Genomic DNA, 25,006 nt, shown 5'->3' on the forward strand with positions numbered 1-25,006 from the left:
TCCGGGAGCGGGCGCTCCCTCGTGCTCACCGTACCCGGGCGGTTCCGACTCCCCCGAGGGGATGTCCACTGTTCCGGGCCTGATGACCTCAGCAACAGTACGCGGCCGAGGGACCCCGTACCAGCGCAGGGCCCCGTAGCGGTACCCCGTCTGAACTGCGCATTGGCGTGGTGAGGTTGTACAGAAGACTAGCGGCGCGCCTCGGCCGCCGCGAGTCGAACCACCCGAATGCCGCCGATCCGGCTCCCGTCGGGGACGCCGGTGACGTGTCGCCATGTGACGCGGGTGCACCGGAGAGGACGGCGGTGACTCAGGAGCCGCCGCCGAACCTGTACTGTGCCGCCAGGTCGCACACGACGGTCCGCATCGCGTCGACGTCCGGGCCAGCTCGGAGGACGTGGCGCGAGACGTTGACCAGGGTGAGCGGCAGCGCCGGCCCGGCGATCCTCCTGACGTCCTCGAGGGTGCCGCCCTGCTCCCCCACGCCCGGCATGAGGACTGGCCCGTGCAGCGCGTCCAACCGTGGCGGATCGGCGACCGTGGCCCCCACGACCACACCGAAGGGGCCGGGCACCCCCGGGTCGGCCGGGCCGTTGCGGCGGCCCACCTCGTCGACCACCGCCTGCGCGACCGACCCCGAGGACCCGAGCGAGCGCTGCAACGGACCCGCTTCGGGATTGGAGGTACGGGCGAGGACGAACAGCCCCCGCCCGGTCTCCGAGGCCGCCTCGAACGCGGCGTCCAGCGATCCGACCCCGAGGTACGGGGAGACGGTGAGCGCATCACACGCGAGCGGAGAGGAATCGCGCAGCCACGCCCGGGCGTACCCGGCCATGGTCGAGCCGATGTCGCCGCGTTTGGCGTCCGCGACGGACAGCGCACCGGCCTCGCCGATCCGGGCGAGGACCTGTTCGAGAACGCCGATACCGGCCGAGCCGTGCTCCTCGAAGAACGCGACCTGCGGCTTGACCGCCGGCACGAGGTCCGCGAACGCCTCGAGCGACCGGTGTGCGAACTCGGCGAGCCCGTCGGGGTCCGCCCCGAGCCCCCACGCCTCGAGCAGTGCGGGGTGCGGATCGATCCCCACGCAGAGGTTGCCGCGGACGGAGACCGCTGAGCGCAACCGCTCGCCGAAGGGGGCCCGGGGGGCGGAGACGTTCATCAGGAGGCGAACCCCGAGTGCAGGTCCTGCAGCGGGCTCACGGCGACGTCGCCGCGGCGGGTCGCCTCGATGCCGTGGACGGCGGCCGTGGCGCCCTGGACGGTGGTGACGCACGGGACGCGACGCGAGATGGCGGCGGAGCGGATCTCGTGCCCGTCCGCCCGGGTCCCGCCCGTCGAGGAGGCGATGTTGAGGATGAGGTCCACCTCGTCGGCGTTGATGCGGTCGACGATCGTCCGCACCGCGTTGCCCTCGGCGTCCACGGGACCCGTGCCCGACTCGGAGAGCTTCGCCACGGTCTCGCACGCGATCCCGTAGCGCCGCAGCATCAGCGCCGTCCCCTCGGTGGCCAGCACGGTGAACCCGAGAGCGGCGAGGCGCTGCGCGGGGAACACCATCGAGCGCTTGTCCCGGTTCGCGACCGAGACGAACACGGTGCCCGACGTGGGGAGGACACCCTCGGCGGCGAGCTGCCCCTTGGCGAAGGCGACGGCGAAGTCGGGCCCGATGCCCATGACCTCGCCGGTCGACTTCATCTCCGGGCTCAGCAGGGAGTCGACGGTGTCGCCTTCCGGGGTGCGGAAGCGGTTGAACGGGAGGACCGCCTCCTTGACCGCGACGGGCGCGTCCGCGGGCAGCGAGCCACCGTCCCGGTCCGAGGGCAGGAGCCCCTCCTCGCGCAGCGCGGCGATCGACTCGCCCATCATGATCCGGGCGCAGGCCTTGGCCAGGTGGACACCGGTCGCCTTGGAGACGAACGGCACGGTGCGGCTGGCGCGCGGGTTGGCCTCGAGGACGTAGAGGACGTCGTCCTTGATGGCGTACTGCACGTTCATCAGACCCTTGACGTCGATGCCGAAGGCGAGGGCCTCGCTCGAACGGCGGACACGGTCGATGTCGTCCTGGCCGAGGGTGATCGGCGGGAGCGCGCAGGCGGAGTCGCCCGAGTGGATACCGGCCTCCTCGATGTGCTCCATCACGCCACCGAGGTAGACCTCGGTGCCATCACACAGGATGTCGACGTCGATCTCGACGGCGTCGTCGAGGAAGCGGTCCACCAGGACCGGCCGGTCCGGGCTGATCTCGGTCGCCCGGTCGATGTAGGAGCGCAGGGAGGCCTCGTCGTAGACGATCTCCATGCCCCGGCCGCCCAGCACGTAGGACGGGCGCACGAGAACCGGGTAGCCGATGTCCGCGGCGATGGTCGTGGCCTCCTCCGCGTTGATCGCGGTGCCGAACGCGGGGGCGGGCAGGCCGGCGCGGACCAGCACCTCGCCGAACTCGCGGCGGTCCTCGGCAAGATCGATGGCGGACGGGCTGGTGCCGACGATCGGCACCCCGGCCTCCTCGAGCTGGGCGGCCAGGCCGAGCGGGGTCTGTCCGCCGAGCTGGACGAGGACGCCCGCGACCGTTCCCGACTCGGACTCGGCGTGGTAGACCTCCATGACGTCCTCGAACGTGAGCGGCTCGAAGTAGAGGCGGTCCGCCGTGTCGTAGTCGGTCGAGACGGTCTCCGGGTTGCAGTTGACCATCACGGTCTCGTACCCGGCCTCGGACAGGGTCAGGGCGGCGTGCACGCACGAGTAGTCGAACTCGATGCCCTGGCCGATCCGGTTGGGACCGGAGCCCAGGATGATGACCTTCTCCCGCTCGGTCTGCGGAGTGACCTCCGACTCGGCGCCGGGGTCGAGCTCGTAGGTGGAGTAGTGGTACGGGGTCTTGGCCTCGAACTCCGCCGCGCAGGTGTCGACGGTCTTGTAGACGGGGCGCACCCCCAGGCGGTGCCGTAGGCGCTGCACGCCCTCGGCCCCGGCGAACTCGGGGCGCAGCGCCGCGATCTGGGCGTCGGACAGCCCGTTGTGCTTGGCGCGACGCAGCAGGGGCTCGTCGACGACCGGGGCGTCGATGATCTCCTGGCGCAGCTCGACCAGTGCGGCGACCTCGTCGACGAACCACGGGTCGATGCCCGAGGCCTCGTGGACCTGCTCGACCGTGGCGCCCAGGCGCAGCGCGAGCTCGACGTCGTACATGCGGCCCTCGGTCGGGCGGCGGAGGTCATCGAGGACCGCCGAGACGTCGGTCGAACGCCCCGGGGCGATGACCTCGTCGGGCAGGGTCCAGAAGCCGGCGGCCCTGGTCTCGAGCGAGCGCATGACCTTGCCGAGCGCCTCGCGGTAGTTGCGGCCGAGGCTCATGGCCTCGCCCACCGACTTCATCGTGGTGGTGAGGGTGTCGTCGGCACCCGGGAACTTCTCGAACGCGAAACGCGGGGCCTTGACGACGACGTAGTCGAGGGTCGGCTCGAAGCACGCCGGGGTCTCCCCCGTGATGTCGTTGGTGATCTCGTCGAGCGAGTAGCCGATGGCGAGGCGGGCCGCGATCTTGGCGATCGGGAAGCCGGTGGCCTTGGAGGCCAGCGCCGACGAGCGGGACACGCGCGGGTTCATCTCGATCACGACGATGCGGCCGTCGACCGGGTTGACGGCGAACTGGATGTTGCAGCCGCCGGTGTCGACGCCGACCTCGCGGATGATCGCGATGCCGAGGTCGCGCATGTCCTGGAACTCGCGGTCGGTCAGCGTCATCGACGGCGCGACCGTCACCGAGTCGCCGGTGTGCACGCCGAGGGCGTCCACGTTCTCGATCGAGCACACGACGACGACGTTGTCCTTGTTGTCGCGCATGAGCTCGAGCTCGAACTCCTTCCACCCGAGGATGGACTCCTCGATGAGGACGTTCGCGGTGGGCGAGGCCGACAGCCCGCCGCCGGCGATCCGCTCGAGGTCCTCGGTGGTGAAGGCGAGGCCGGAACCCAGGCCGCCCATGGTGAACGACGGGCGGACGACGACGGGTAGGCCGAGCTCGGCGACAGTCGCGTGGACCTCCTCCATGGTGTGGCACACGGCACTGCGCGCGGACTCGCCGCCCACGCTGGCGACGATGTCCTTGAAGGTCTGGCGGTCCTCGCCGCGGTTGATCGCCGGGATGTCGGCGCCGATGAGCTCGACGCCGTGCTTGGTGAGGATCCCCTGGGCGTCGAGCTGCATGGCGGCGTTGAGCGCGGTCTGCCCGCCCAGGGTCGCCAGGACCGCGTCGACGGGATGGCCCTGCTCGGCCTCGCGGACGAAGATCTTGTCGATGTACTCGGGGGTGATCGGTTCGACGTAGGTCGCGTCGGCGAACTCGGGGTCGGTCATGATCGTGGCCGGGTTGGAATTGACCAGCGTGACGCGCAGCCCCTCCGACTTGAGCACACGGCACGCCTGGGTCCCGGAGTAGTCGAACTCACTGGCCTGGCCGATGACGATCGGGCCGGAGCCGATGACGAGGACGTGGTTGATATCTGTGCGCCGGGGCATCAGTTCGAGCCCTTTCTGGAGTCTGCGGAGCCGGTGTCGGAGGAGGCGAGCAGGCTGACGAAGCGGTCGAACAGGTCCGCTGCGTCCCGGGGACCCGCGGCCGCCTCGGGGTGGTACTGGACGGAGAACGCGCTGCCGTCGGTGAGGGCGACGCCCTCGACGGTGCCGTCGTTGGCGCACACGTGGGTGACCGTCGCGGTCCCCCACGGCGTCTCCCAGGTGTCGTTCTCGGGGGCGCGGAGGGCGAACCCGTGGTTCTGCGAGGTGATGGCCACCGAGCCGGTGGCCTTCTCGATCACCGGGATGTTGGTGCCGCGGTGACCGAACCGCATCTTGTACGTGTCCAGGCCCAGCGCGCGCCCGAGGATCTGGTTGCCGAAGCAGATGCCGAAGAACGGGATGCCCTGGCCGAGGACCTCCTTGGTGAGGTGCACGGCGGCGTCGGCGGTCGCCGGGTCGCCGGGCCCGTTGGACAGAAAGACCCCGTCGACATCGAGGTCGAGGACGTCCTGGAGGGTCGAGCCGGCGGGGATCACGTGGACGCGGACGCCCCGTGCCGCGAGCATGCGCGGCGTGTTGGACTTGATGCCCAGGTCGAGGGCGGCGACCGAGAATCTGGTCTCGCCCTCCGGCTCGACCACGTACGGCTCGGAGGTGGTGACCTCGTCGGACAGCGACGCGCCTGCCATGGACTCCTGGGCGCGGACGGCGGCGAGCATGGTCTCGTCGTCGGAGAGGTCCGCGCCGGAGAAGATGCCGGCCTTCATCGCACCGCGCTCGCGGATGTGGCGGACGACCGCGCGGGTGTCGATCCCCGCGATCCCGACGATGCCCTGGGTGACCATCTCCTCCTCGAGCGTGCGCGTGGAGCGCTGGTTCGAGGCGCGGCGCGACAGGTCGCGGATGACGAGGCCAGCGACCCAGATGCGGCCGCCGCCGACCTCGCCGTCCAGCAGCGACTCGCCGTCCTCGTCGTTCCAGCCGGTGTTGCCGATCTGGGGCGCGGTGGTCACGACGATCTGCCGACAGTAGGACGGATCGGTGAGGGTCTCCTGGTACCCGGACATACCGGTGGTGAACACCGCCTCGCCGAGCGTGGTGCCGGTGGCGCCGAAGGCCTGACCCCGGTGGATACGCCCGTCCTCGAGGACGAGTGCGGCGGGCTCGCCGACCCCCTGTCGCGCGGGCGTGGTGCTGTGCGATGTCACTGCTTCTCCTCGGTGGTGGAGTCGGTATCGGGGGTGGGGGCGGCGTCACCGCGCAGCGTCTCCCAGCGGGGGTAGCCGTCCTTGTCGTCGGCCCGGAAGCCCGAGTCGACGAGTGTGCGGCCGTCCGCGCCGGTGACCTGCCAGCGGGCGACGAGGATGCCGCCGCCGGGCACGGTCTTGTTGGCCAGTGCCGAGGCGCGGCGCACGTCGACGAGGTCGGCGCGCGGGATCCAGATGGTGGCGTCGGCCAGGTCGAGTCGCAGGCCGTCGGTGTGGGCGGTGAGGGTGCCGGCAGAGCGGTGCCCGAGCGGCGGGCGGGCGATCCTGGCCTGCCAGTCGCCCGCGATGGTGCTTCCGATGTACACGCCGGACAGCGGACCCAACACGATCTCGCCCGGGTCGGCGGGCGGTGCCGGCAGGTCACCGAACAGACCCGCCTGGGATCGGCTCCGGTTCCGCCAGCCGAGCGTCATCAGACCGATCAGACCGAGCAGGACGGCGATGACGAAGATGACGGTCCAGATGTCCTGGGTCATGCGAGTACCTCTCCGTCGCGGGTGGTCAGGCGGCCCCGGTACACGGTGCCGACGACCCTCGCCGCGAACGTCATTCCCTCGTAGGGGGTGTTGGCGGACAGACTTGAGAGCTCCTCGCCCACGACGGTCCACGGGGAGTCGGGGTCGACGACGGCGAGGTTGGCCGGCTCCCCCACCGCGATCGGCCGCCCCTGGTCCGACAGGCCGGCGATCTCGGCGGGCCGGGTGCTCATGACGCGGGCGAGGTCCCGCCAGGTCATGTCCCCGGATTCGACCAGCAGTGCGGCGACGATGGGCAGGGCGGTCTCGAGGCCGAGCATGCCGGGACGGGCGGCGGCGAACTCGCAGCACTTCTCCTGGGCCGCGTGCGGGGCGTGGTCGGTGGCGACGCAGTCGATCACCCCGGAGACCAGGGCCTCGCGCAGTGCCGCCGCGTCGTGCGCCTCGCGCAGCGGCGGGTTGACGCGGTACACGCCGTCGTACGACTCGAGTCGCGAGTCGTCCAGCAGCAGGTGGTGCGGGGTGACCTCGGCGGTGATCGAGATGCCCTGCGCCTTGGCCCACCGCAGCAGCTCGACGGTGCCGGTCGTGGAGGCGTGGCAGATGTGGACGCGGGCACCGGCGTCGCGGGCGAGGATCGCGTCGCGGGCGACGATCGACTCCTCGGCCGAGCGCGGCCAGCCGGTGAGCCCGAGGCGTGCCGCGGTGGGCCCCTCGTGTGCCACCGCTCCGCGGGTCAGCCGCGGCTCCTCGGCGTGCTGCGCGATGAGCACGCCGAGACCGGCCGAGTACTCGAGGGCGCGGCGCATCACCAGCGGGTCGTACACGCACATGCCGTCGTCGGAGAAGACCCGTACGCGGGCCTCCCCCGAGGCCATCTGCCCCATCTCCGTGAGCTGCTCGCCGGCGAGTCCGACGGTGACGGCGCCGACGGGGTGGACGTCGCACAGACCGACCTCGCGGCCGATCCTGAAGACCGAGTCGGTGACCGTCTGGTTGTCCTGCGGGGGCTGGGTGTTGGCCATCGCGAACACGGCGGTGTAGCCGCCGCGGGCGGCGGCGGCCGATCCGGTCGCGATGGTCTCGGTGTCCTCGCGGCCGGGCTCGCGCAGATGGGTGTGCAGATCGACGAACCCGGGCAGCAGGACCGCCCCGTCGAAGTCGAGGATCTCGACGCCCTCGCCACCGTCGGTGACATCCGCGGAACCGGCCTCGGCGTGGGCGCCGGCGTCGTCGCCGATCGCCGCGATCCGGCCGTCCCGGACGAGGACGTCCACGGGGTCGCCCTCTCCGTAGGGGCGTACCCGACGTAGCAGCAGGGTAGGCGCAGAGTGGGCGCTCACTCGGGGTTTCCTTCCGTTCCGACAAGGGCGTGCAGCAGGACCGACATGCGGACGTGCACCCCGTTGGTGACCTGCTGGAGGATCGCGGACGACGGCGCGTCGGCGGTGTCGAAGCCGATCTCCATGCCGCGGACCATCGGGCCGGGGTGCAGGACCACGACGTCCTCCCCGAGCCGGGCCGCGCGGGCGGGTCCGAGTCCGTAGCGCACCGCGTACTCGCGGGCGGACGGGAAGAACCCGCCGTTCATCCGTTCGGCCTGGACGCGCAGCATCATGACGGCGTCCGCGCCGTCCAGTTCGGCGTCGAGATCGGTGGAGGCGCGGACGGGCCAGGACTCCACGCCCACCGGCAACAGCGTGGGCGGAGCGACGAGGACGACCTCCGCGCCCAGTGTCGACAACAGCAGGGCGTTGGACCGGGCGACCCGTGAGTGCAGGATGTCGCCGACGATCACCACGCGGCGTCCCTCGACACCGCCGAGCCGCTCGCGCAGTGTCATGGCGTCGAGCAGTGCCTGGGTGGGGTGCTCGTGCATGCCGTCACCGGCGTTGATGACCGACGGGCCGGCCCCTCCGGGGGCGACCCAGCCGGCGATCTGCTGCGCCGCACCCGAGGCGGGGTGGCGGACGATGAGGGCGTCGGCACCGATGGCGGTGAGGGTCAACGCGGTGTCGCGGAGCGACTCGCCCTTCTGGACGGAGGACGCGCTGGCCGAGACGTTGATGACGTCGGCGCTCATCCACTTGCCGGCGGTCTCGAAGGACACGCGGGTCCGGGTGGAGTTCTCGTAGAACACCGTCAGCACCGTCTTGCCCCGCAGCGTCGGCAGTTTGCGGACCTCGCGGCCGAGGAGGGCCTCCTTCAGGCGCGCCGCCTCGTCGAGGATCGACAGCGCCGCGTCCCGGTCGAGGTCGGCCGCCGAGAGCAGGTGCTTCATCGCATCCTCTCCGGGTCGGGTCGCCGCAGGAACACGGCGTCGGTGCCGTCGATCTCGGTGAGCCGTACCGACACGCCCTCTTCCCGGGAGGTCGGGACGTTCTTGCCCACGTAGTCCGCGCGGATGGGCAGCTCGCGGTGACCGCGGTCGACGAGGACCGCCAGCTGGACGCGGGCGGGCCGACCGAGATCACGGAGCGCGTCGAACGCGGCCCGGATGGTCCGGCCCGAGAACAGCACGTCGTCGACGAGGATGACCGTGGCCCCGTCGATCCCCTGCGACGGGACCCTCGTGGGGCCCAGAGGCCGGTGCGGTCCGCCCGCGAGATCGTCACGGTAGAGCGTGACGTCGAGCGACCCGGCGTGGACCTCGGCCCCGCTGAACTCGCGGATCCGCTCGGCGAGGCGGGCGGCCAGCGGCACGCCGCGGGTCGGGATGCCGAGCAGCACCACGGGGCCCGAGCCGGGCGCGTCCGCAGCAGTGCGTTCGATGATCTGATGTGCCAGGCGGGACACCGTCCTGGCGACGTCGTCGGACGTGAAGAGTGACACCGAGTTCGTCTCCGAACCGTCAGCGCTCACCGATCACCACCTCCTTGTCCGCCTCGCTGGACGGCTCGTTAAAGGGATAGCTTTCGGACCTGAACTCTATCAGTCGGCCGCGCCCGTCCCCGGATCGTCGGACGTGGCCTGCGACACGTCCGGCGCCTCGGCGTCGGCCGGGCCCTCCAGGCTCGACACGGCCCGCTCGGCGGCCCGGATGTGCTGGGCCAGCCCGGCCACCCGGTCGAGCACTGCGTTGACGTACGGCACCGACTTCTCCGCGGACAGGTCCGACACCAACAGGACCGCCTGGTCGATCGCCACGGCCGCGTCCACCTCGTCGGAGCCGAAGAGCAGCTCCCACGCGGCCGAGCGGAGCACCGCGCGATCGACGGCGGGCAGCCGCTCGAGCGTCCACTCCCGCAGGTGCTCGGAGATCGTCGAGTCCAGCCGGTCGAGCCGCTCGGCGACGCCGGTGACGATCTCCATGGTGTACGGCGCGACGTCGTGGAACTCCTGGGACTCCTCGCCCATCCGCCGGCGTTCCTCCGCGAGCTGCACCACGTCGGCGTCCCGCAGTTCGGCCTCGAAGAGCAGAGAGACGGCACGCCTGCGCGCCCGGTACCGAGCTCCTCGGCGCCGGTGGTCGACCTCGTCCGCCATGATCAGTCGTTCACCCGGCTGAGGTAACGGCCGTCGCGGGTGTCGATACGCAGCTTGTCGCCCGTGTTGATGAACAGCGGCACCTGTACCTCGGCGCCGGTCTCGAGCGTCGCCGGCTTGGTGCCGCCGGTCGAACGGTCACCCTGCAGGCCCGGATCGGTGTGCTGGACCAGCAGGTCCACGGCCACCGGCATCTCCGCGAAGAGCGGCACGCCCTCGTGCATGGAGACCTGGACCGAGGTGTTCTCCAGCAAAAAGCGGGCGGCGTCGCCCATCACGGCGGGCGGGACGTTGATCTGCTCGTAGTCCTGCTCGTCCATGAGGACGTAGTCCTCACCGTCGCGGTAGAGGAAGGTCATGTCCCGGCGGTCGACCGTCGCGGTCTCGACCTTCACGCCGGCGCTGAAGGTCTTGTCGATGGTCTTGCCGGACACCACGTTCTTCATCTTGGTCCGCACGAACGCGGGGCCCTTGCCGGGCTTGACGTGCTGGAATTCGGTGATCTGCCAGAGCTGGCCCTCCTCCTTGAGGACGAGGCCGTTCTTGAAGTCGGCAGTGGACGCCATGGTCGGTACTCCTTCGGGAAAGTCGTCGGGCGCGGCGGCCGGTGACGGCACCGCGCGCGTGGTCGTGGGGAGACCACTCGGGGCACCTGATGGTCAGAGCACCCTGAGAGCCTTCGACGTGGTGGTCAGGGACCTCCCGCCACCGCCGGTGACGGCCACGGTGTCCTCGATACGGATCCCGCCGAGGCCGGGGAGGTAGATCCCCGGCTCGATGGTGATCACATCGCCGTCGGACAGTGTACTCGTGGACCTCGTCGACACCGCGGGCGCTTCGTGCACGTCGAGGCCCACCCCGTGACCCAGCGAGTGGCCGAAGTGGTCGCCGAACCCGGCGTCGTCGATGATGCCCCGGCTCACCGCGTCGAGCTCCGCGCATCCCGTCCCCTCTCGCACCGCCTCCACGCCGGCCAGCTGCGCACGCAGGACGACCTCGTAGGCGTCCAGCAGTCGCTCCGGAGCGGTGCCCAGCGCGACCGTGCGGGTGCAGTCCGACGCGTAGCCGGAGACGGTGGCGCCGAAGTCGACCACCACGAGGTCGCCGTCGGCGAGCACCCGGTCGCCCGGCACGTGGTGCGGGTGCGCGCCGTTGGGACCCGAGGCGACGATCGTCTCGAACGCCACACCGTCCGACCCCGCCCGCCGCATCGCGTGTTCGAGGTCGGCCGCGACCTCCCGCTCGGTGCGGCCCGCGGCGATGGCACCGGTGGTCAGCAGGTGTGTCCACGCCTCGTCGACCACGCCGCAGGCGCGCTCGATGAGCGCCAACTCCTCGGGGTCCTTGGTGCGGCGCACCTGCTCCACGAGGCCGCTGGTCTCGACGATGCGGGTGGCCGCTCCCCCGGTGTCCGCGAGCGCGCGGCGGAGGGCGGACGCCGCGGACAGCGTCATGTGCTCCGCCTCCACGGCGAGCGGGGCCTCCGCGGGGCCGCGGCGACGCCCCAGCACGCCGGAAACGTACTCCCGCGAGATCACGTGCCCCACGTCCGGGGCCTGCTCGACCACCTGGAGTTCGTACCGCGAATCCGTGCACAGCACCGCCTCGCCGTCGTCATCCACCAACGCGACACCACCCGACCCGCGGAACCCGGTCAGGTAGGCGATGTTGCGCGGATCGGTGACCAACAGGCCCTGTGCACCGACGTCCGCCAGGGCGGCGGCCAGGGCCTTCCGGCGGGGGGCGAGTCGCTCGATCACAGGAGGATCCCCCCGCCGCTCGGGGCACGGCCCTCGGAGATGGTGGCGTAGGCGGCCGTCATCAGCGACGGGTCCGGGGCCTCCATCCGGGAGGGGCGCGCGAGCCCGTCCAGTACCACCAGGCGCAGGAAGCCGGAGTGGTTCTTCTTGTCCCCGGCCATGAGCTCGAGGAGGCGCGGGAAGGCGTCCGGGTCGTACCCGGTCGGCAGGCCGAGCGAGGCCAGGACCGAGCTGTGCCGTTCAGCCGTCGCGTCGTCGAGGCGACCGGCGAGCCTCGCCAGCTCCGCGACGAAACACATGCCCACGCTGATCGCGGCGCCGTGACGCCAGCGGTACTGCTCGCGACGCTCGACCGCGTGGCCGAGGGTGTGCCCGTAGTTGAGGATCTCCCGCAGTCCCGACTCCTTGAGGTCCTGCCCCACGACGTCGGCCTTGACCTGCACGCTGCGGCGGATCAGCTCGACGATCGTGTCCCCGGACGGGTCAAGGGCCGCCTCCGGGTCCGCCTCGATGAGGTCGAGGATCACGGGGTCGGCGATGAAGCCGCACTTGACCACCTCGGCCATGCCCGAGACCAACTCGTTGCGGGGAACGGTCTCGAGGGTGGCCGTGTCGACGAACACCGCCGCCGGCTCGTGGAAGCTGCCCACCAGGTTCTTGCCCGCGTCCGTGTTGATGCCGGTCTTGCCGCCGACGGCCGCGTCGACCATCGCCAGCAACGTCGTGGGGATGTGCACCACCCGTACGCCACGCATCCACGTGGCGGCGACGAAGCCGGCGAGGTCGGTGGCGGCCCCGCCTCCCAGGCTGACGATGGTGTCCTTGCGGTTGAGGCCGATCTGGCCGAGGACGTCCCAGCAGAACCCGGCGACGGCGAGGTCCTTCCCGGCCTCGGCGTCGGGGATCTCGATGCGGTGGGCGTCCACCCCCACCTCGGCGAGCTTCTCGCGCAGCGTCTCGGCCGTCTGCGCCAGAGGCGGCTGGTAGAAGATCGCGACGGTCCGCGAGGACGAGCACGCCTCGAGGATCTCCGGTAGCAACCCGCGGCCGATCACCACGGAATACGGATCCGCGGCACGCACCTCCACGACGACGGGGTCGCTGGTGTTCGCATCCTGGTTCATCTGTCGCTCCCGCTCATCGATCGTCTGGGCACGCGTGTGCGCGTGCTCACCATCATCTCGTCCGGCCGCCGGCGCCCCGCGGATGCGGGTCGCCGGACCCGAGCCTGTCGACGATGTCCGACACCACCTTGCCCGAACTGCGCCGCTCGGTGCTCACGGTCGTCCAGGCCACCTCCCGGTACAGGGGTGCCCGCTCGGTGAGCAGTGCCTGGTACCGCGCGGTGACGTCGCCCCCGGACAGCAGCGGGCGGCCCGGCCCCTGGGACCGGCGCACGCCCTCGGCCACCCCGATCGTGAGGTGGACGACCCGGTGCCCGCGCAGTCGCTCCCGCGTCACCGGGGACAGCACCGCACCACCGCCGAGGGAGAGCACCCCGTCGAAGGAGGTGAGCGCCTCGCCGATGATCCGCTCCTCGATCTCGCGGAAGGCGTGCTCGCCGTCGGAAGCGAAGATCTCGGGGATACTCCGGCCCTCGGCCTCCTCGATCAGGTGATCGGCGTCCAGGAACGGCAGTTCGAGACGTCGGGCGAGTTTGCGGCCGATGGTGGTCTTCCCGGCGCCGGGCGGGCCCACGAGCACCGCGACCGGACGTGCCGGGCCGCTCATACCTCGTCCGTCGCCCAGTCCAGACGCTCGGCGACCGCGTCGAGGTACCCCTCGGCGTTGCGGTGGGTCTCCGCCAGCGAGTCGCCACCGAACTTCTGCAGGACCGCCCGGGCCAGGACCAGCGCGACCATCGACTCCGCGACGACGCCCGCCGCGGGGACGGCGCACACGTCCGAGCGCTGATGGATCGCCGTGGCCGCCGACCCGTCCTCCATGTCGACCGTCGCGAGGGCGCGCGGAACGGTCGAGATGGGCTTCATCGCCGCCCGCACCCGCAGGGGCTGGCCGTTGGTCATCCCGCCCTCGAGCCCGCCCGCCCGGTTGCTGCGCCGCTCGACGCCGTCGGCACCGCGGACCATCTCGTCGTGGGCGACGCTGCCGCGTCGGCGAGCCGTCTCGAACCCGTCACCGACCTCGACACCCTTGATGGCCTGGATCCCCATGAGGGCGCCGGCGAGCTGGGCGTCGAGACGCTCCTCGCCCGACACGTGCGACCCGAGCCCGATGGGGAGTCCGTGGACGACGACCTCGACGACGCCCCCGAGGGTGTCGCCGGCCTTCTTGGCGGCCTCGATCTCCGCGATCATCGATTCCGCGGCGGCGGCGTCGAACGCGCGCACGGGGCTGGCGTCGATCGCCTCGAGATCGGCGAACGTCGGCTCCGGGCCCACGTAGGGCTCCGAGGCGCCGACGGAGACGACGTGGGACAGTACCTCCACGCCGAGGACGTCGCGGAGCACGCCGCGAGCGACCGTCCCGGCCGCGACCCGGGCGGCGGTCTCCCGCGCGCTGGCCCGCTCGAGGACCATCCGGGCGTCGTCGAAGTCGTACTTGAGCATCCCGGAGAAGTCCGCGTGACCGGGCCGCGGGCGGGTCAGGCGGGCGGCGCGGGCCTTGTCGTCGATCTCCTCGGGGTCCACGGGGTCCGCCGACATGATCTGTTCCCACTTGGGCCACTCGGTGTTCCCGACCTCGATCGCCACCGGCGATCCCATGGTCCGACCGTGCCGGACGCCGCCCAGCACGCGCACGGCGTCGGCCTCGAACTTCATGCGCGCACCGCGGCCGTAGCCGAGGCGTCGGCGGGCGAGTTGCGCGGCGATCTCCTCGCTCGTCACCTCGACGCCCGCGATGACGCCCTCGACGATCGTCACGAGGGCCTGGCCATGCGATTCTCCGGCAGTGGTCCACTTCAGCACGTCGCCGATCATCCCACGACGCCGTGGGCGGGGGCACATCAGGCCCGACGCGGCGCCGCGTCGACGAGGGCCGGTGCGCCCCCGCCCCGGCCCCGGCCCGCGGAGGCTACCGCCCGAGGGCCCGCGCCAGTGCCGCGGCCATCTCGGCCCGCGGCGCGGGCCTGCCCGTGAACAACTCGACCTGACCGAAGGCCTGGTTGAGCAACATGACGTCGCCGCCCACCACGGGCACCCCGGCGGCGGAGGCGGCCGCCCCGGCCACGGTCGGCCAGGGGTCGTAGAGCACGTCGAAGAGCCGGCGGGCGCCGGACACGAGACCGGTGAGCTCCCGGATCCCGGGCTCGGGGACGGTGCTGACCAGCACGTCCGCGGCCTCGATCTCCACGGGTAGCGACGTGTCGGTCAGCAGCACCGTGTTGATGTCCAGGCCGAGGGCGCGCCCGCACTCCGCGGCCGGGCCGGCGTTGTCGCGGCGGGAGGCCAGGACGACGCGGGTCGCGCCGGCCGCGGCCAGGCCCGCCAGGACCGGTCGGGCGGTGCCGCCCACGCCGAGCACGACCGCCGTCGGCGCGGCGGGCAGGTCGCCGAACGTGGCCAGGGCGCCGGTGACCCCGTCGACGTCCGTGCAGTCGGCGAACCAGCCGCCGCCGCGCCGCACGAGGGTGTTGGCGCTGCCGACGATGCGGGCGCGGTCGCTGACCTCGGTGGCGTGCGCGAGCGCGGCGAACTTCCCGGGCATCGTGACCGAGTAGCCGATCCGGTGGGCCGGCGAGGAGTCCACCAGGGACGGCAGGCGCTCGGCGTCGCAGTCGATGCGCTCGTAGGTCCAGTCGTGGAGCCCGAGGGCGCGGTAGGCGGCGCCGTGCAGGACCGGGGAGAGCGAGTGGTCCACCGGATGCCCGAGCACGGCCGCCGACCGCGGCCCGGCGGCGGGCGTCGACGGATCAGCGTCCACTGGCCAGGACCCCGTTGGCGATCGCCTCGCTCTGGTTTCGCTCGTGTTCCGGGTACTCGTCGGCGAAGCGGGTGGTGCCCTGCATGTCCACCGTGACGAAGTACTTCCACTGCCCGTCGGCCGGGTTCTCCATGGCGCGGAGCGCCTCGAGTCCGGGTGAGCCGATGGGCCCGTACGGGAGACCGTCCATGGCGTAGGTGTTCCACGGGGTCCGGGCGGCCCGGTCGGCGTCGGTGGTGGCGATCTCCTGATCGGCGAGGGCGTAGTTCACGGTGGAGTCGAACTGTAGCCGCATGGGTTCGGCGAGGCGGTTGAGGATGACCCGGGCGACCTTGTCGAAGTCCTGCGGCAGACCTTCCTTCTCCACCAGTGAGGCCGCGGTGACCACCTGGTAGGGGGTCAGGCCGATCCGCTCGGCCGCGGGGACCAGACCGGTCTCGTAGTAGGCGGCGGTGGAGGTCTCGATGAGGTGCCGCAGGATGTCGACGGGCTCGGAGCGGGGGTCGATGGTGTGGACGCCCGGCCGGACGAGGCCCTCGAGCCGGCGCACCGGGTCCGGGGCGGCCCGGACCTCGTTGATCGCCCAGTCGGGGACGCCGAGCACCGCGGGGTCGGCCCGGACGGCGGCGTCCACGATCTCCTGGGGCTGTCGACACGCCGGGGCCTCGTCCGGCGAGTCGAGGTCGCGCAGGCAGGTGGCGTCGGCGATCAGGGTGAAGATGCCCTTCTCGGTGCCCCCGCCCACGACGACCGTGTCCAGGAGCCGACCGCCGGGCTTGACGTCGACCATCCCGACGCGGTTCCGCGGGTCCGACAACGCCTCGACGGCGGCGTCCGCACTCATCTCCTGACGCACCTGGTAGTAACCGGGTTGGATGCCCTCGACGGGTGTACCGGTCGCGGCGCCGGTGAAGGCGCGGGTACTGGCGATGGTGCCGATCTCGTAGAGGCGGTCCCCCACGACGCCCAGGGTGTCGCCGGGCTCGACGTGTAGGAGCGCGTTCCCGCTCCCCGGGCCCTCGAAGTCGGGCGCGGCGGCGACCTCGGTGTTGAGATTGCGGTAGACCATGACGCCGAACGCGAGGACCACCCCGATCACGGCCGCCAGGAGAACGAACCTGGTGGTGGCGCTCGTGCGTGAGCGTCCTCGTGCCGCAGACATGGTGCTCCTCGGTCAGGGTTGAAGGGGAGCTGCCCGACGGACAGCATCGTGCTCGGCCGCGAGTTTATCCATCTCCGCCGGTCGGCGCGCCGCTCATCGGCGGGCGTGCCGCGAGTCGATCCAGGCCTGCAGGAGGACGACGGCGGCGGCCTGGTCGATCACGTCGCGCTGCTTGCGCGTGTTGCGACCGGCCCCGTGGAGGGCCGCGCCGGCGGTGACGGTGGTCAGTCTCTCGTCGACGAGTTCCACCGGTAGTTCCGGAGAACCGGTGGTCAGAGCCTCGGCGAACGATCGGGCCATGGCGGTGGAGGCGGTCTCGCGCGCCTTGAGCGAGGTGGGCAGACCCACGACCACGCCGACGGCGTCGTACTCGGAGACCAGCTCGCCGAGCCGCCGGAGTTCGGCGGCCCACCCGGGGTCGCCGTCGACCACGCGGATGGTCTCGACCGGGGTGGCCAGGATCCCGTCGGGGTCACAGGAGGCCACGCCGATGCGCGCGGTGCCCACGTCCAGGCCGAGCCGGCGCCCGCGGGTCCAGGCCGGTCCGGTTCCCGCGGTCGCGCCGGGGTCGGTCATCCGGCGTCCCGGACGGCGTCGCGCAGGGCAGAGACCGCGGCGTCGATGCCGCCGGGCTCGGTGCCCGCGCCCTGGGCCATGTCGGCCTTGCCGCCGCCGCGGGCGCCGAGCGCCGGAGAGATCGCCTTGACGAGGTCGCCGGCCCGGAGGCCGCGTTCCTGGGCGGCCGGGGTGACGGCGATGACGAACGGCACCTTGCCCTGGCCGGGCGCGGTGAGGAGGACGACGCCGGCGTCGGAGCCGAGGCGGCCCCTGAGGTCGGACGCGAGGGTGCGCAGGTCTCCGGCGGCACCGCCGGGGGCGCTGTGGGCGAGGAACCGGATGCCGCCGAGGTCCTCGGCCGAGCCGAGCAGGTCGCCGGCCTGGGAGGCCAGCTGGGCCGCGCGCAGCGAATCGAGGGCCTTCTCGGCCTCGCGCAGCTTGGCGGTCAGCGCGGCGATGCGGTCGGGCAGCTCGTCGGCGGGCGCCTTGAGCGAGGTCGCGAGGCCGGACACGAGCGCGCGTTCGCGGGCCTGGTGGCGGTAGGCGTCCATGCCGACGTAGGCCTCGACACGCCGGATGCCGGACCCGACGGACGCCTCGCCGAGCAGGCTGACGGGGCCGATCTGCGCGGAGCTGGAGACGTGGGTGCCGCCGCACAGTTCCATGGAGAACGGGCCGCCGATCTCCACCACGCGGACCGTGGATCCGTAGTTCTCGCCGAACAGGGCCATGGCGCCCATGCGCTTGGCCTCGTCGAGGGTGGTCTCGATGGTGTTGACGCCGTAGTCGGCGTCGACCGCGTAGTTGGTGACCTCCTCGATCTGGGCGAGGACGTCGGCGGGGATCGAGCCGGACCAGTTGAAGTCGAACCGCATGTACCCGGGCTTGTTGAGCGAACCAGCCTGGACGGCCTCGGGCCCGAGGATCTGGCGCAGCGCCGCGTGGACGAGGTGGGTGGCCGAGTGGCCCTGGGTGGCGCCCTTGCGCCATTCGGGGTCGACGGCGGCGGTGACGAGCTGCCCGACCTCGACCTCGCCTGCGGTGAGGACGCCCTTGTGGATCCAGAGCTTCTTGCCGATCTTCTGGACGTCGTCGACGCGCATCTGGAAGCCGGCGGTGGAGATCATGCCGCGGTCGCCCAGCTGGCCGCCGGACTCGGCGTAGAAGGGCGTGCGGTCGAGCACGAACTCCACCTCGTCGCCTTCGCGGGCCACGGCGACGGCCTCGCCGCCGGAGACGATGCCCAGCAGGCGCGACTCGTCGGTGAGGTCGGTGAAGCCCGTGAAGACGGTCTCGCCGGCGTCGAGGAAGTCGCGGTAGACGGACAGGTCGGCGTGGGCGTGCTTCTTCGCCTGCGAGTCGGCCTTGGCGCGGGCGCGCTGCTCGGACATGAGGGAGCGGAAGCCCTCCTCGTCGACCTGCAGCCCGGCCTCGGAGGCCATCTCGAGGGTGAGATCGATCGGGAACCCGTGGGTGTCGTGGAGGGCGAACGCCTGCTGTCCGGAGAGCACCGCGGCGCCGGACCGGCGGGCGGACTCGGCCGCGCGCTCGAAGAGCTGGGTGCCGGACTCGAGGGTCTTGAGGAAGGCGGCCTCCTCGGCCACGGCGATCCGCTCGATCCGCTCGTAGCCGGAGACGGTCTCGGGGAACGAGGGACCGATCGCGTCGCGGACGGTGGCCATGAACTCGGCCATGGTCTCCCCGGCCGCGCCGAGGAGTCGGACGGAGCGGACGATGCGTCGCAGGAGGCGACGGAGGATGTAGCCGCGGCCCTCGTTGCCGGGGGACACGCCGTCGGAGATGAGCATGTAGGCGGTGCGGGCGTGGTCGGCGATCACGCGGAACCGCACGTCCGAGGCGCTGTCGGGGCCGTACTCCGCGCCGGACAGGCGCTCGGCGGTGTCGATGACCGGGCGCAGCAGGTCGGTCTCGTAGACGTTCTCGACGCCCTGGAGGAGGAAGGCGACGCGCTCGACACCCATGCCGGTGTCGATGTTCTGCTTGGGCAGCGGGCCGAGGATCTCGAAGGCGTCCTTGCCGGTGCCCTCGCCGCGCTCGTTCTGCATGAACACGAGGTTCCAGATCTCGATGTAGCGGTCCTCGTCGGCCTCCGGCCCGCCGTCGACGCCGTAGGCGGGTCCGCGGTCGTAGAAGATCTCCGAGCACGGCCCGCACGGCCCCGGTACGCCCATGGACCAGTAGTTGTCGGCCATGCCACGCCGCTGGATGCGCTCCTCGGGGACGCCGACCACGTCGCGCCAGATGCCGTACGCCTCGTCGTCGTCGAGGTAGACGGTCACCCACAGCAGCGCGGGGTCGATGCCGAAGCCCCCGTCGTCGAGCGAGGACGTCAGCAGCGACCACGCGTGGCGGATGGCCCCTTCCTTGAAGTAGTCGCCGAACGAGAAGTTGCCGGCCATCTGGAAGAAGGTGTTGTGGCGGGTGGTGATGCCCACCTCCTCGATGTCGAGGGTGCGCACACACTTCTGGATGGAGGTCGCGGTGGCGTACGGCGGTGTCTCCTGGCCGAGGAAGTAGGGCTTGAACGGGACCATGCCGGCGTTGACGAACAGCAGGTTGGGATCGTCCAACACCAGTGACGCACTGGGGACCTCGGTGTGTCCGGCGCGGACGAAGTGGTCGAGGAAGCGGCGCCGGATCTCATGGGTCTTCACAGGGGGCCTCACTGGTCGTCTACGGGTGGTGTCGGGCGAGAGTCAAGACTACCGCCGCGCGGGTCGGCGCCCGGGAACGAGGTGGGCGGGCGGGGAGGCGCCGCGGGCGGGGGCGAGGAGCCGTCGCGCGGGGGACGTGGCGTTCGGGGCCGCCGCCCGGGGGGGGGCGTGGCATTCCGACGACGACGACGAGGGTCCGCTACCCGGAAGGGACGCGGACGCCCGCTCCACCGGTCCGGCGGAGGGGCGCCCGGGCTGGCCGTGTGCGGCGAGAGGGTCGGTCAGCTCGGCATCGGGGGCAGGATGATGCCGAAGTCGGCGGCGGTGATGAAGGCCTCCTGCGGCAGCAGGTCGAGGCTGTGTGCTCCGGTGCCCCAGACGCCGAAGCTCGTCACAAGGAAATGCTCATGTATGTCGGGCGAACGTACGGTGCCCGGTCGTCAGTCGCGGATGATCCGGCGGAGCTTGTCGACCCGGGCGGACAGTTCGCGTTCGTGCCCGTGCGGCCCGGGCTCGTAGTAATCCCGCCCCACCAGCTCGTCGGGCGGGTACTGCTGCGCCACGACCCCCGGCGCCGCGTTGTGCGGGTACCGGTAGCCCACCCCGTTGCCGAGCCCCTTGGCCCCGGCGTAGTGGCCGTCCCGCAGGTGCTTGGGCACCTCCCCGACGCCGCCAGCGCGGACGTCGGACATGGCGGCGTCGATGGCCGCGATCACGGCCTTGGACTTGGGGGCGGTCGCGAGGTGGATGGTGGCCTGGGCCAGCGCGAGCCGGCACTCCGGCATGCCGACCTTCTGGACGATCTCCGCCGCCGCGCTCGCGGACAGCAGCGCGGTCGGGTCGGCCATGCCGATGTCCTCGCTCGCGTGCACCATGAGCCGCCGGGCGATGAAGCGCGGGTCCTCCCCCGCGACCAGCATGCGCGCCAGGTAGTGCAGCGCCGCGTCTACGTCGGACCCCCGGATGGACTTGATGAACGCGCTCGTGACGTCGTAGTGCTGATCGCCGTCACGGTCGTAGCGCACGGGCGCCGCGTCCAGGCTGAGCTCGACGATCTCCGGCGTCACGACGCCGTCTTCGGCGGCCCCGGCCGCGGCCTCCAGGATTGTCAGACTGCGCCGTGCGTCCCCGCCCGAGAGCCGGACGATGTCCTCCGCCGCGGCGTCGGTGAGCTCGACCCGGCCCGCCAGCCCCCGCTCGTCGGAGACCGCGCGGCGCAGCACGGCGGCCACCCCGGCGTCGTCGAGACCCTGCAGTTCGGCGATGAGCGACCGGCTCAGCAGCGGGGCGATCACCGAGAAATGCGGGTTCTCCGTGGTCGCGGCCACCAGCAGGACGATGCCGTTCTCCACCGCCGCCAGCAGGGCGTCCTGCTGGCTCTTGGAGAACCGGTGCACCTCGTCGATGAACAGGACCGTGCGCTGACCGTGGACCTGCCGGGTGCGGGCGTCGTCGATCACCGCGCGGACGTCCTTGACCCCGGCGCTGAGCGCCGACAGGGCGACGAAATGCCGACCCGACGTGCTGGCCACCAGATTGGCCAGCGTCGTCTTGCCGGTCCCCGGAGGGCCGTAGAGGATCACCGACGAGCCCCCGCGCCCCTCCACCAGCCGCCGCAGCGGCGAGTTGGGGCGCAGCAGGTGCTCCTGGCCGATCACCTCGTCCAGCGTCCGCGGTCGCATCCGGACCGCCAACGGGGCGCCCGGGTCCACGGACGACGACGCCGGAGGAACGGGCCCGGCGCCGCCCGCGTCCCCGGCGGCGAACAGCCCAGCGTCTTCTGTCACGCCCCCCAGGCTACCGGCGGGCCCCGACAGCGAACCCCCAGGTGAACATCCGGCGACGGATCCGCGGAAGTGACCGCGGCCCTCGTCGTCGTCGGGTTGTCTGGAGGCCAGGTGCGCCACCTCCCCGGCGGGGGCGCGCCGCCGCCACACCACGCCACCACCCCACGCCACGACCCCCGGAGGGCCCACCCGATGTGCCGCGACGACCACCCCACCCACGGCCCCACGCTCACCCGCCGCGAGGCGCTCGCCGGCGCTGGGAGGGTCGCCGCCGCCGGCGCGGTCGGGGTGACCCTCCTCGCCGAACCGGCGCGCGTGTGGGCTGACCCGGTGCGCCCGGTGGCCGACGACCTCGACGTCTACGTGATCGTCACCGACGGCATGCGACCGGACGAACTGGGCGCCGCGCAGGCGCCGACACTGCACCGCTGGGCCGCCGAGGGGACGCGGTTCACCGACGCCTCGTCGATCATGATCGCCGAGACCCTGCCCAACCACGCCGCGATGGTCACCGGCGTCCTCCCCCACCGCAACGGGGTGCCCGCCAACGCGATCTGGGACCGGGCCGCGGGCACGGACCGCACGCTCGACCGGCCCGACGACCTGCGCGCACCGACGGTCCTCGACCGGATCCGCACCGAGGCCGGCCTCACCACCGCGAGCGTGCTGAGCAAGGACTACCTGCACGGGCTGTTCAGCGGGCGCGCCAGCGTGCAGTGGGCGCCGTTCCCGCTCGTGCCGATCACCGACCACTCGCTGGACTGGTTCACCGTCGAGGCGCTCAAGCGGACCATCACCGACCACGCGCCGCGGATGACTTTCGTCAACCTCGGGGACATGGACCGCTTCGGCCACATGGACCTGTCGGGCACCTCGCTGCGACTCGCCCGCAACCAGGCGGTCTTCAACTCCGACCACAAGCTCTGGGACCTCGAGCAGTTCCTGCGCGCCACCGGGCGCTGGGAACGCTCGGTGCTCATCGTCCTGGCCGACCACGGGATGGACTGGTCCGAGCCCCTGCGACTCATCAGTGCGGCCGGCGCGATCGACGCCGACCCGGTGCTGCGCGGGCGGTTCGGGATCGCCCAGAACGGAGGCGCCGACACGTTCACCCACCTCGGCCCCGCGGCGGAGCGCGACGCCTCGCTCGCGCGACTGCGCGAGGTGATCGGCGGGCTGCCCGGCGTCCACCGCCTCTACGATCCGGCCGAGCTGTCACTGGGCGAGCGCGGCGGAGACCTCGTGGCGACGTGTCACCCCGGGTGGAGGTTCTCCGACCCCACCCCGTTCTCCAACCCGATCCCCGGGAACCACGGCCACGAGGTCACGCTGGGCATCCCGTTCTTCATCGGCGGCGGCCACCGGATCGTGCGGCGCGGCGCCGTGGTCGACCGGCCCGTGCGCACGCTCGACGTGGCACCGACCGTGGCGAGGCTGTTCGGCCTCGACCACGGCGGGATGGACGGGCGGCCCGCGCTCGAGGCGTTCCACCTCTGACGCGGGCCGCGGACGGCCGCGGTACGGGACCGCGTACGGGTCGGGCCCGCGGCACGGCCGGAGGCGACCACGCCGCGGGCCCGATCCCGCGCTCGACGACTACTGCGCCGGGGCCTCCGCGGACGGGGCGGACTGGCCGCGCTGCACGGGCTTGGCGTCGATGCCGGACTCCTTGCGCTGCTGCGCGGTGATCGGCGCCGGCGCATCGGTCAGCGGGTCGACGCCGCCGCCGGACTTGGGGAACGCGATGACGTCGCGGATCGACTCGGTCCCGGCCAGCAGAGCGCAGATGCGGTCCCAGCCGAACGCGATGCCGCCGTGCGGCGGGGCGCCGTAGGAGAAGGCGTCGAGCAGGAAGCCGAACTTCTCCTGCGCCTCCTCGGCCGAGATGCCCATGACGCCGAACACCCGCTCCTGGACGTCCTTGCGGTGGATACGGATCGACCCGCCGCCGATCTCGTTGCCGTTGCAGACGATGTCGTAGGCGTACGCCAGCGCCGAGCCGGGATCGGTGTCGAAGGTGTCCAGGTGCTCGGGCTTGGGCGAGGTGAACGCGTGGTGTACGGCGGTCCACGCGCCCGAGCCCACGGCCACGTCGCCGGCGGCCGTGGCGTCGTCGGCCGGCTCGAACATCGGGGCGTCGACGACCCAGGTGAACGCCCACTTGGTGGGGTCGATCAGGCCGAGCTTGGCCGCGATCTCGCCGCGGGCGGCACCGAGCAGCGCGCGGGTGGACTTGACGCCACCGGCGCCGAAGAAGATGCAGTCACCCGGCTCCGCGCCCACGTGGGCGGCGATGCCTTCGCGCTCGGCGTCCGAGAGGTTCTTGGCGACGGGACCGCCGAGCTGGCCGTCCTCGCCCACGAGGATGTACGCCAGTCCCTTGGCGCCGCGCTGCTTGGCCCACTCCTGCCAGGCGTCGAGCTGGCGACGGGGCTGCGACGCGCCGCCCTTCATGACGACCGCGCCGACGTAGGGCGCCTTGAACACCCGAAACGGGGTGTCGGCGAAGAACTCCGTGCACTCGACGAGCTCGATGTCGAAGCGCAGGTCCGGCTTGTCGGAGCCGTAGCGGCGCATCGCCTCCTCGTACGTCATCCGCGGGATCGGGGTGGAGATCTCGTACCCGGCGGTGGCCCACACGTCGGTGAGGATCTCCTCGGCCAGCGCGATCACGTCGTCCTGGTCGACGAAGCTCATCTCCACGTCGAGCTGCGTGAACTCCGGCTGCCGGTCGGCACGGAAGTCCTCGTCGCGGTAGCAGCGGGCCAGCTGGTAGTACTTCTCCATCCCGGCCACCATGAGCAGCTGCTTGAACAGCTGCGGAGACTGCGGGAGGGCGTAGAACGTGCCCGGCTGCAGGCGGGCCGGCACGAGGAAGTCGCGCGCGCCCTCCGGGGTCGAGCGGGTCAGGGTGGGGGTCTCGATCTCCACGAAGTCGTGACGCGTCAGCACGCCACGGGCCGCGGCGTTGACCTTCGACCGCAGCCGCAGCGCCGCACCCGGGCCCTCGCGGCGCAGGTCTAGGTAGCGGTGACGCAGGCGCGCTTCCTCCCCCACCTCGTCGTCGAGCTGGAACGGCAGCGCCGCCGCCTCCCCCAGGACCTCGAACGACGTGACGTCGATCTCGATCTCGCCCGAGGCGAGGTTCGGGTTCTCCGAACCCTCCGGACGACGGTCGACGACGCCGGTGACCGCCACGCAGTACTCGTTGCGCAGGCGGTGGGCGCGCTCGGCCACGTCCTCGGAACGGAAGACCACCTGGCACACGCCCGAGGCGTCGCGCAGGTCGACGAAGATGACACCGCCGTGATCCCGGCGGCGTGCCACCCAGCCGGCCAGGGTGACGGTGTCACCGGCGTCGGCGGCTCGGAGCTGGCCGGCGGAATGGGTGCGCAGCACTACGGTGGTCCTCTCGTCGGGGAAAGTGT

General features: G+C 72.0%; 20 protein-coding genes. 1 reads left to right on the plus strand and 19 read right to left on the minus strand.

The annotated features are described in order from the left end of the window. Positions 1–310: 310 nt before the first annotated feature. The 18 genes from pyrF to A6035_RS08415 all read right to left on the minus strand — a co-directional run bounded on the left by pyrF (position 311) and on the right by A6035_RS08415 (position 21,608). Positions 311–1,162, minus strand: coding sequence for an orotidine-5'-phosphate decarboxylase (pyrF, locus tag A6035_RS08330; RefSeq protein ID WP_108847399.1), 852 nt, complete (start codon positions 1,160–1,162; stop codon positions 311–313). After that, positions 1,162–4,521, minus strand: coding sequence for a carbamoyl-phosphate synthase large subunit (gene carB / locus A6035_RS08335; protein ID WP_108847400.1), 3,360 nt, complete (start codon positions 4,519–4,521; stop codon positions 1,162–1,164). Before carB ends, pyrF begins: the two co-directional genes overlap by 1 nt. Then, positions 4,521–5,729 carry a glutamine-hydrolyzing carbamoyl-phosphate synthase small subunit gene (carA, locus tag A6035_RS08340; RefSeq protein WP_108847401.1) on the minus strand — a complete coding sequence of 403 codons (1,209 nt, stop codon included), beginning with the start codon at positions 5,727–5,729 and terminating at the stop codon, positions 4,521–4,523. The genes carB and carA overlap by 1 nt, the downstream gene beginning before the upstream one ends. Continuing rightward, positions 5,726–6,265 (minus strand): PH-like domain-containing protein, encoded by a 540-nt coding sequence (locus A6035_RS08345; protein ID WP_108847402.1) that lies wholly within the window; start codon positions 6,263–6,265, stop codon positions 5,726–5,728. Before A6035_RS08345 ends, carA begins: the two co-directional genes overlap by 4 nt. Continuing rightward, complete coding sequence (locus tag A6035_RS08350) at positions 6,262–7,608, minus strand: dihydroorotase (RefSeq protein WP_108847403.1); 1,347 nt, start codon at positions 7,606–7,608, stop codon at positions 6,262–6,264. The genes A6035_RS08345 and A6035_RS08350 overlap by 4 nt, the downstream gene beginning before the upstream one ends. Continuing rightward, positions 7,605–8,546: an aspartate carbamoyltransferase catalytic subunit gene (locus A6035_RS08355; protein WP_061228662.1), complete on the minus strand. Its 942-nt coding sequence runs from the start codon at positions 8,544–8,546 to the stop codon at positions 7,605–7,607. Before A6035_RS08355 ends, A6035_RS08350 begins: the two co-directional genes overlap by 4 nt. After that, complete coding sequence (pyrR, locus tag A6035_RS08360) at positions 8,543–9,127, minus strand: bifunctional pyr operon transcriptional regulator/uracil phosphoribosyltransferase PyrR (RefSeq protein WP_108847404.1); 585 nt, start codon at positions 9,125–9,127, stop codon at positions 8,543–8,545. Before pyrR ends, A6035_RS08355 begins: the two co-directional genes overlap by 4 nt. 69 nt (positions 9,128–9,196) lie before the next feature. After that, positions 9,197–9,751 carry a transcription antitermination factor NusB gene (gene nusB, locus A6035_RS08365; RefSeq protein ID WP_108847405.1) on the minus strand — a complete coding sequence of 185 codons (555 nt, stop codon included), beginning with the start codon at positions 9,749–9,751 and terminating at the stop codon, positions 9,197–9,199. A gap of 2 nt (positions 9,752–9,753) precedes the next feature. Then, positions 9,754–10,317 (minus strand): elongation factor P, encoded by a 564-nt coding sequence (gene efp / locus A6035_RS08370; protein ID WP_108847406.1) that lies wholly within the window; start codon positions 10,315–10,317, stop codon positions 9,754–9,756. 93 nt (positions 10,318–10,410) lie between these two features. Continuing rightward, positions 10,411–11,511 (minus strand): aminopeptidase P family protein, encoded by a 1,101-nt coding sequence (locus tag A6035_RS08375; RefSeq protein ID WP_108847407.1) that lies wholly within the window; start codon positions 11,509–11,511, stop codon positions 10,411–10,413. Then, positions 11,508–12,635, minus strand: coding sequence for a 3-dehydroquinate synthase (aroB, locus tag A6035_RS08380; RefSeq protein ID WP_108847408.1), 1,128 nt, complete (start codon positions 12,633–12,635; stop codon positions 11,508–11,510). The genes A6035_RS08375 and aroB overlap by 4 nt, the downstream gene beginning before the upstream one ends. Positions 12,636–12,687: 52 nt before the next feature. After that, complete coding sequence (locus tag A6035_RS08385) at positions 12,688–13,242, minus strand: shikimate kinase (protein WP_108847409.1); 555 nt, start codon at positions 13,240–13,242, stop codon at positions 12,688–12,690. Beyond that, on the minus strand, positions 13,239–14,441 hold the full coding sequence (aroC, locus tag A6035_RS08390) for a chorismate synthase (RefSeq protein ID WP_108849159.1): 1,203 nt from the start codon (positions 14,439–14,441) through the stop codon (positions 13,239–13,241). Before aroC ends, A6035_RS08385 begins: the two co-directional genes overlap by 4 nt. A gap of 106 nt (positions 14,442–14,547) precedes the next feature. Then, positions 14,548–15,396: a shikimate dehydrogenase gene (locus tag A6035_RS08395; protein WP_108847410.1), complete on the minus strand. Its 849-nt coding sequence runs from the start codon at positions 15,394–15,396 to the stop codon at positions 14,548–14,550. Next, complete coding sequence (locus A6035_RS08400) at positions 15,386–16,558, minus strand: endolytic transglycosylase MltG (RefSeq protein WP_108847411.1); 1,173 nt, start codon at positions 16,556–16,558, stop codon at positions 15,386–15,388. The genes A6035_RS08395 and A6035_RS08400 overlap by 11 nt, the downstream gene beginning before the upstream one ends. A gap of 93 nt (positions 16,559–16,651) precedes the next feature. Continuing rightward, a complete protein-coding gene (ruvX, locus tag A6035_RS08405; RefSeq protein ID WP_108847412.1) occupies positions 16,652–17,134 on the minus strand; it encodes a Holliday junction resolvase RuvX in 483 nt (160 codons plus the stop codon). After that, positions 17,131–19,791 (minus strand): alanine--tRNA ligase, encoded by a 2,661-nt coding sequence (alaS, locus tag A6035_RS08410; protein ID WP_108847413.1) that lies wholly within the window; start codon positions 19,789–19,791, stop codon positions 17,131–17,133. Before alaS ends, ruvX begins: the two co-directional genes overlap by 4 nt. Before the next feature lie 440 nt (positions 19,792–20,231). After that, positions 20,232–21,608 carry a replication-associated recombination protein A gene (locus A6035_RS08415; RefSeq protein WP_412523603.1) on the minus strand — a complete coding sequence of 459 codons (1,377 nt, stop codon included), beginning with the start codon at positions 21,606–21,608 and terminating at the stop codon, positions 20,232–20,234. Positions 21,609–21,770: 162 nt separating this feature from the next. Here A6035_RS08415 and A6035_RS08420 point away from each other — a divergent pair, with 162 nt between their 5' ends. Beyond that, entirely contained in the window at positions 21,771–23,075 is a 1,305-nt protein-coding gene (locus A6035_RS08420) for an alkaline phosphatase family protein (protein WP_108847414.1), read from the plus strand. A 99-nt stretch (positions 23,076–23,174) separates the two neighbouring features. On the opposite strand, the gene aspS is transcribed toward A6035_RS08420, so the two are convergent. Beyond that, positions 23,175–24,977, minus strand: coding sequence for an aspartate--tRNA ligase (gene aspS, locus A6035_RS08425; RefSeq protein ID WP_108847415.1), 1,803 nt, complete (start codon positions 24,975–24,977; stop codon positions 23,175–23,177). Between the last annotated feature and the right edge of the window lie 29 nt (positions 24,978–25,006).

The organism is Dietzia lutea (assembly GCF_003096075.1).
In the GTDB taxonomy this organism is placed as follows: domain Bacteria; phylum Actinomycetota; class Actinomycetes; order Mycobacteriales; family Mycobacteriaceae; genus Dietzia; species Dietzia lutea.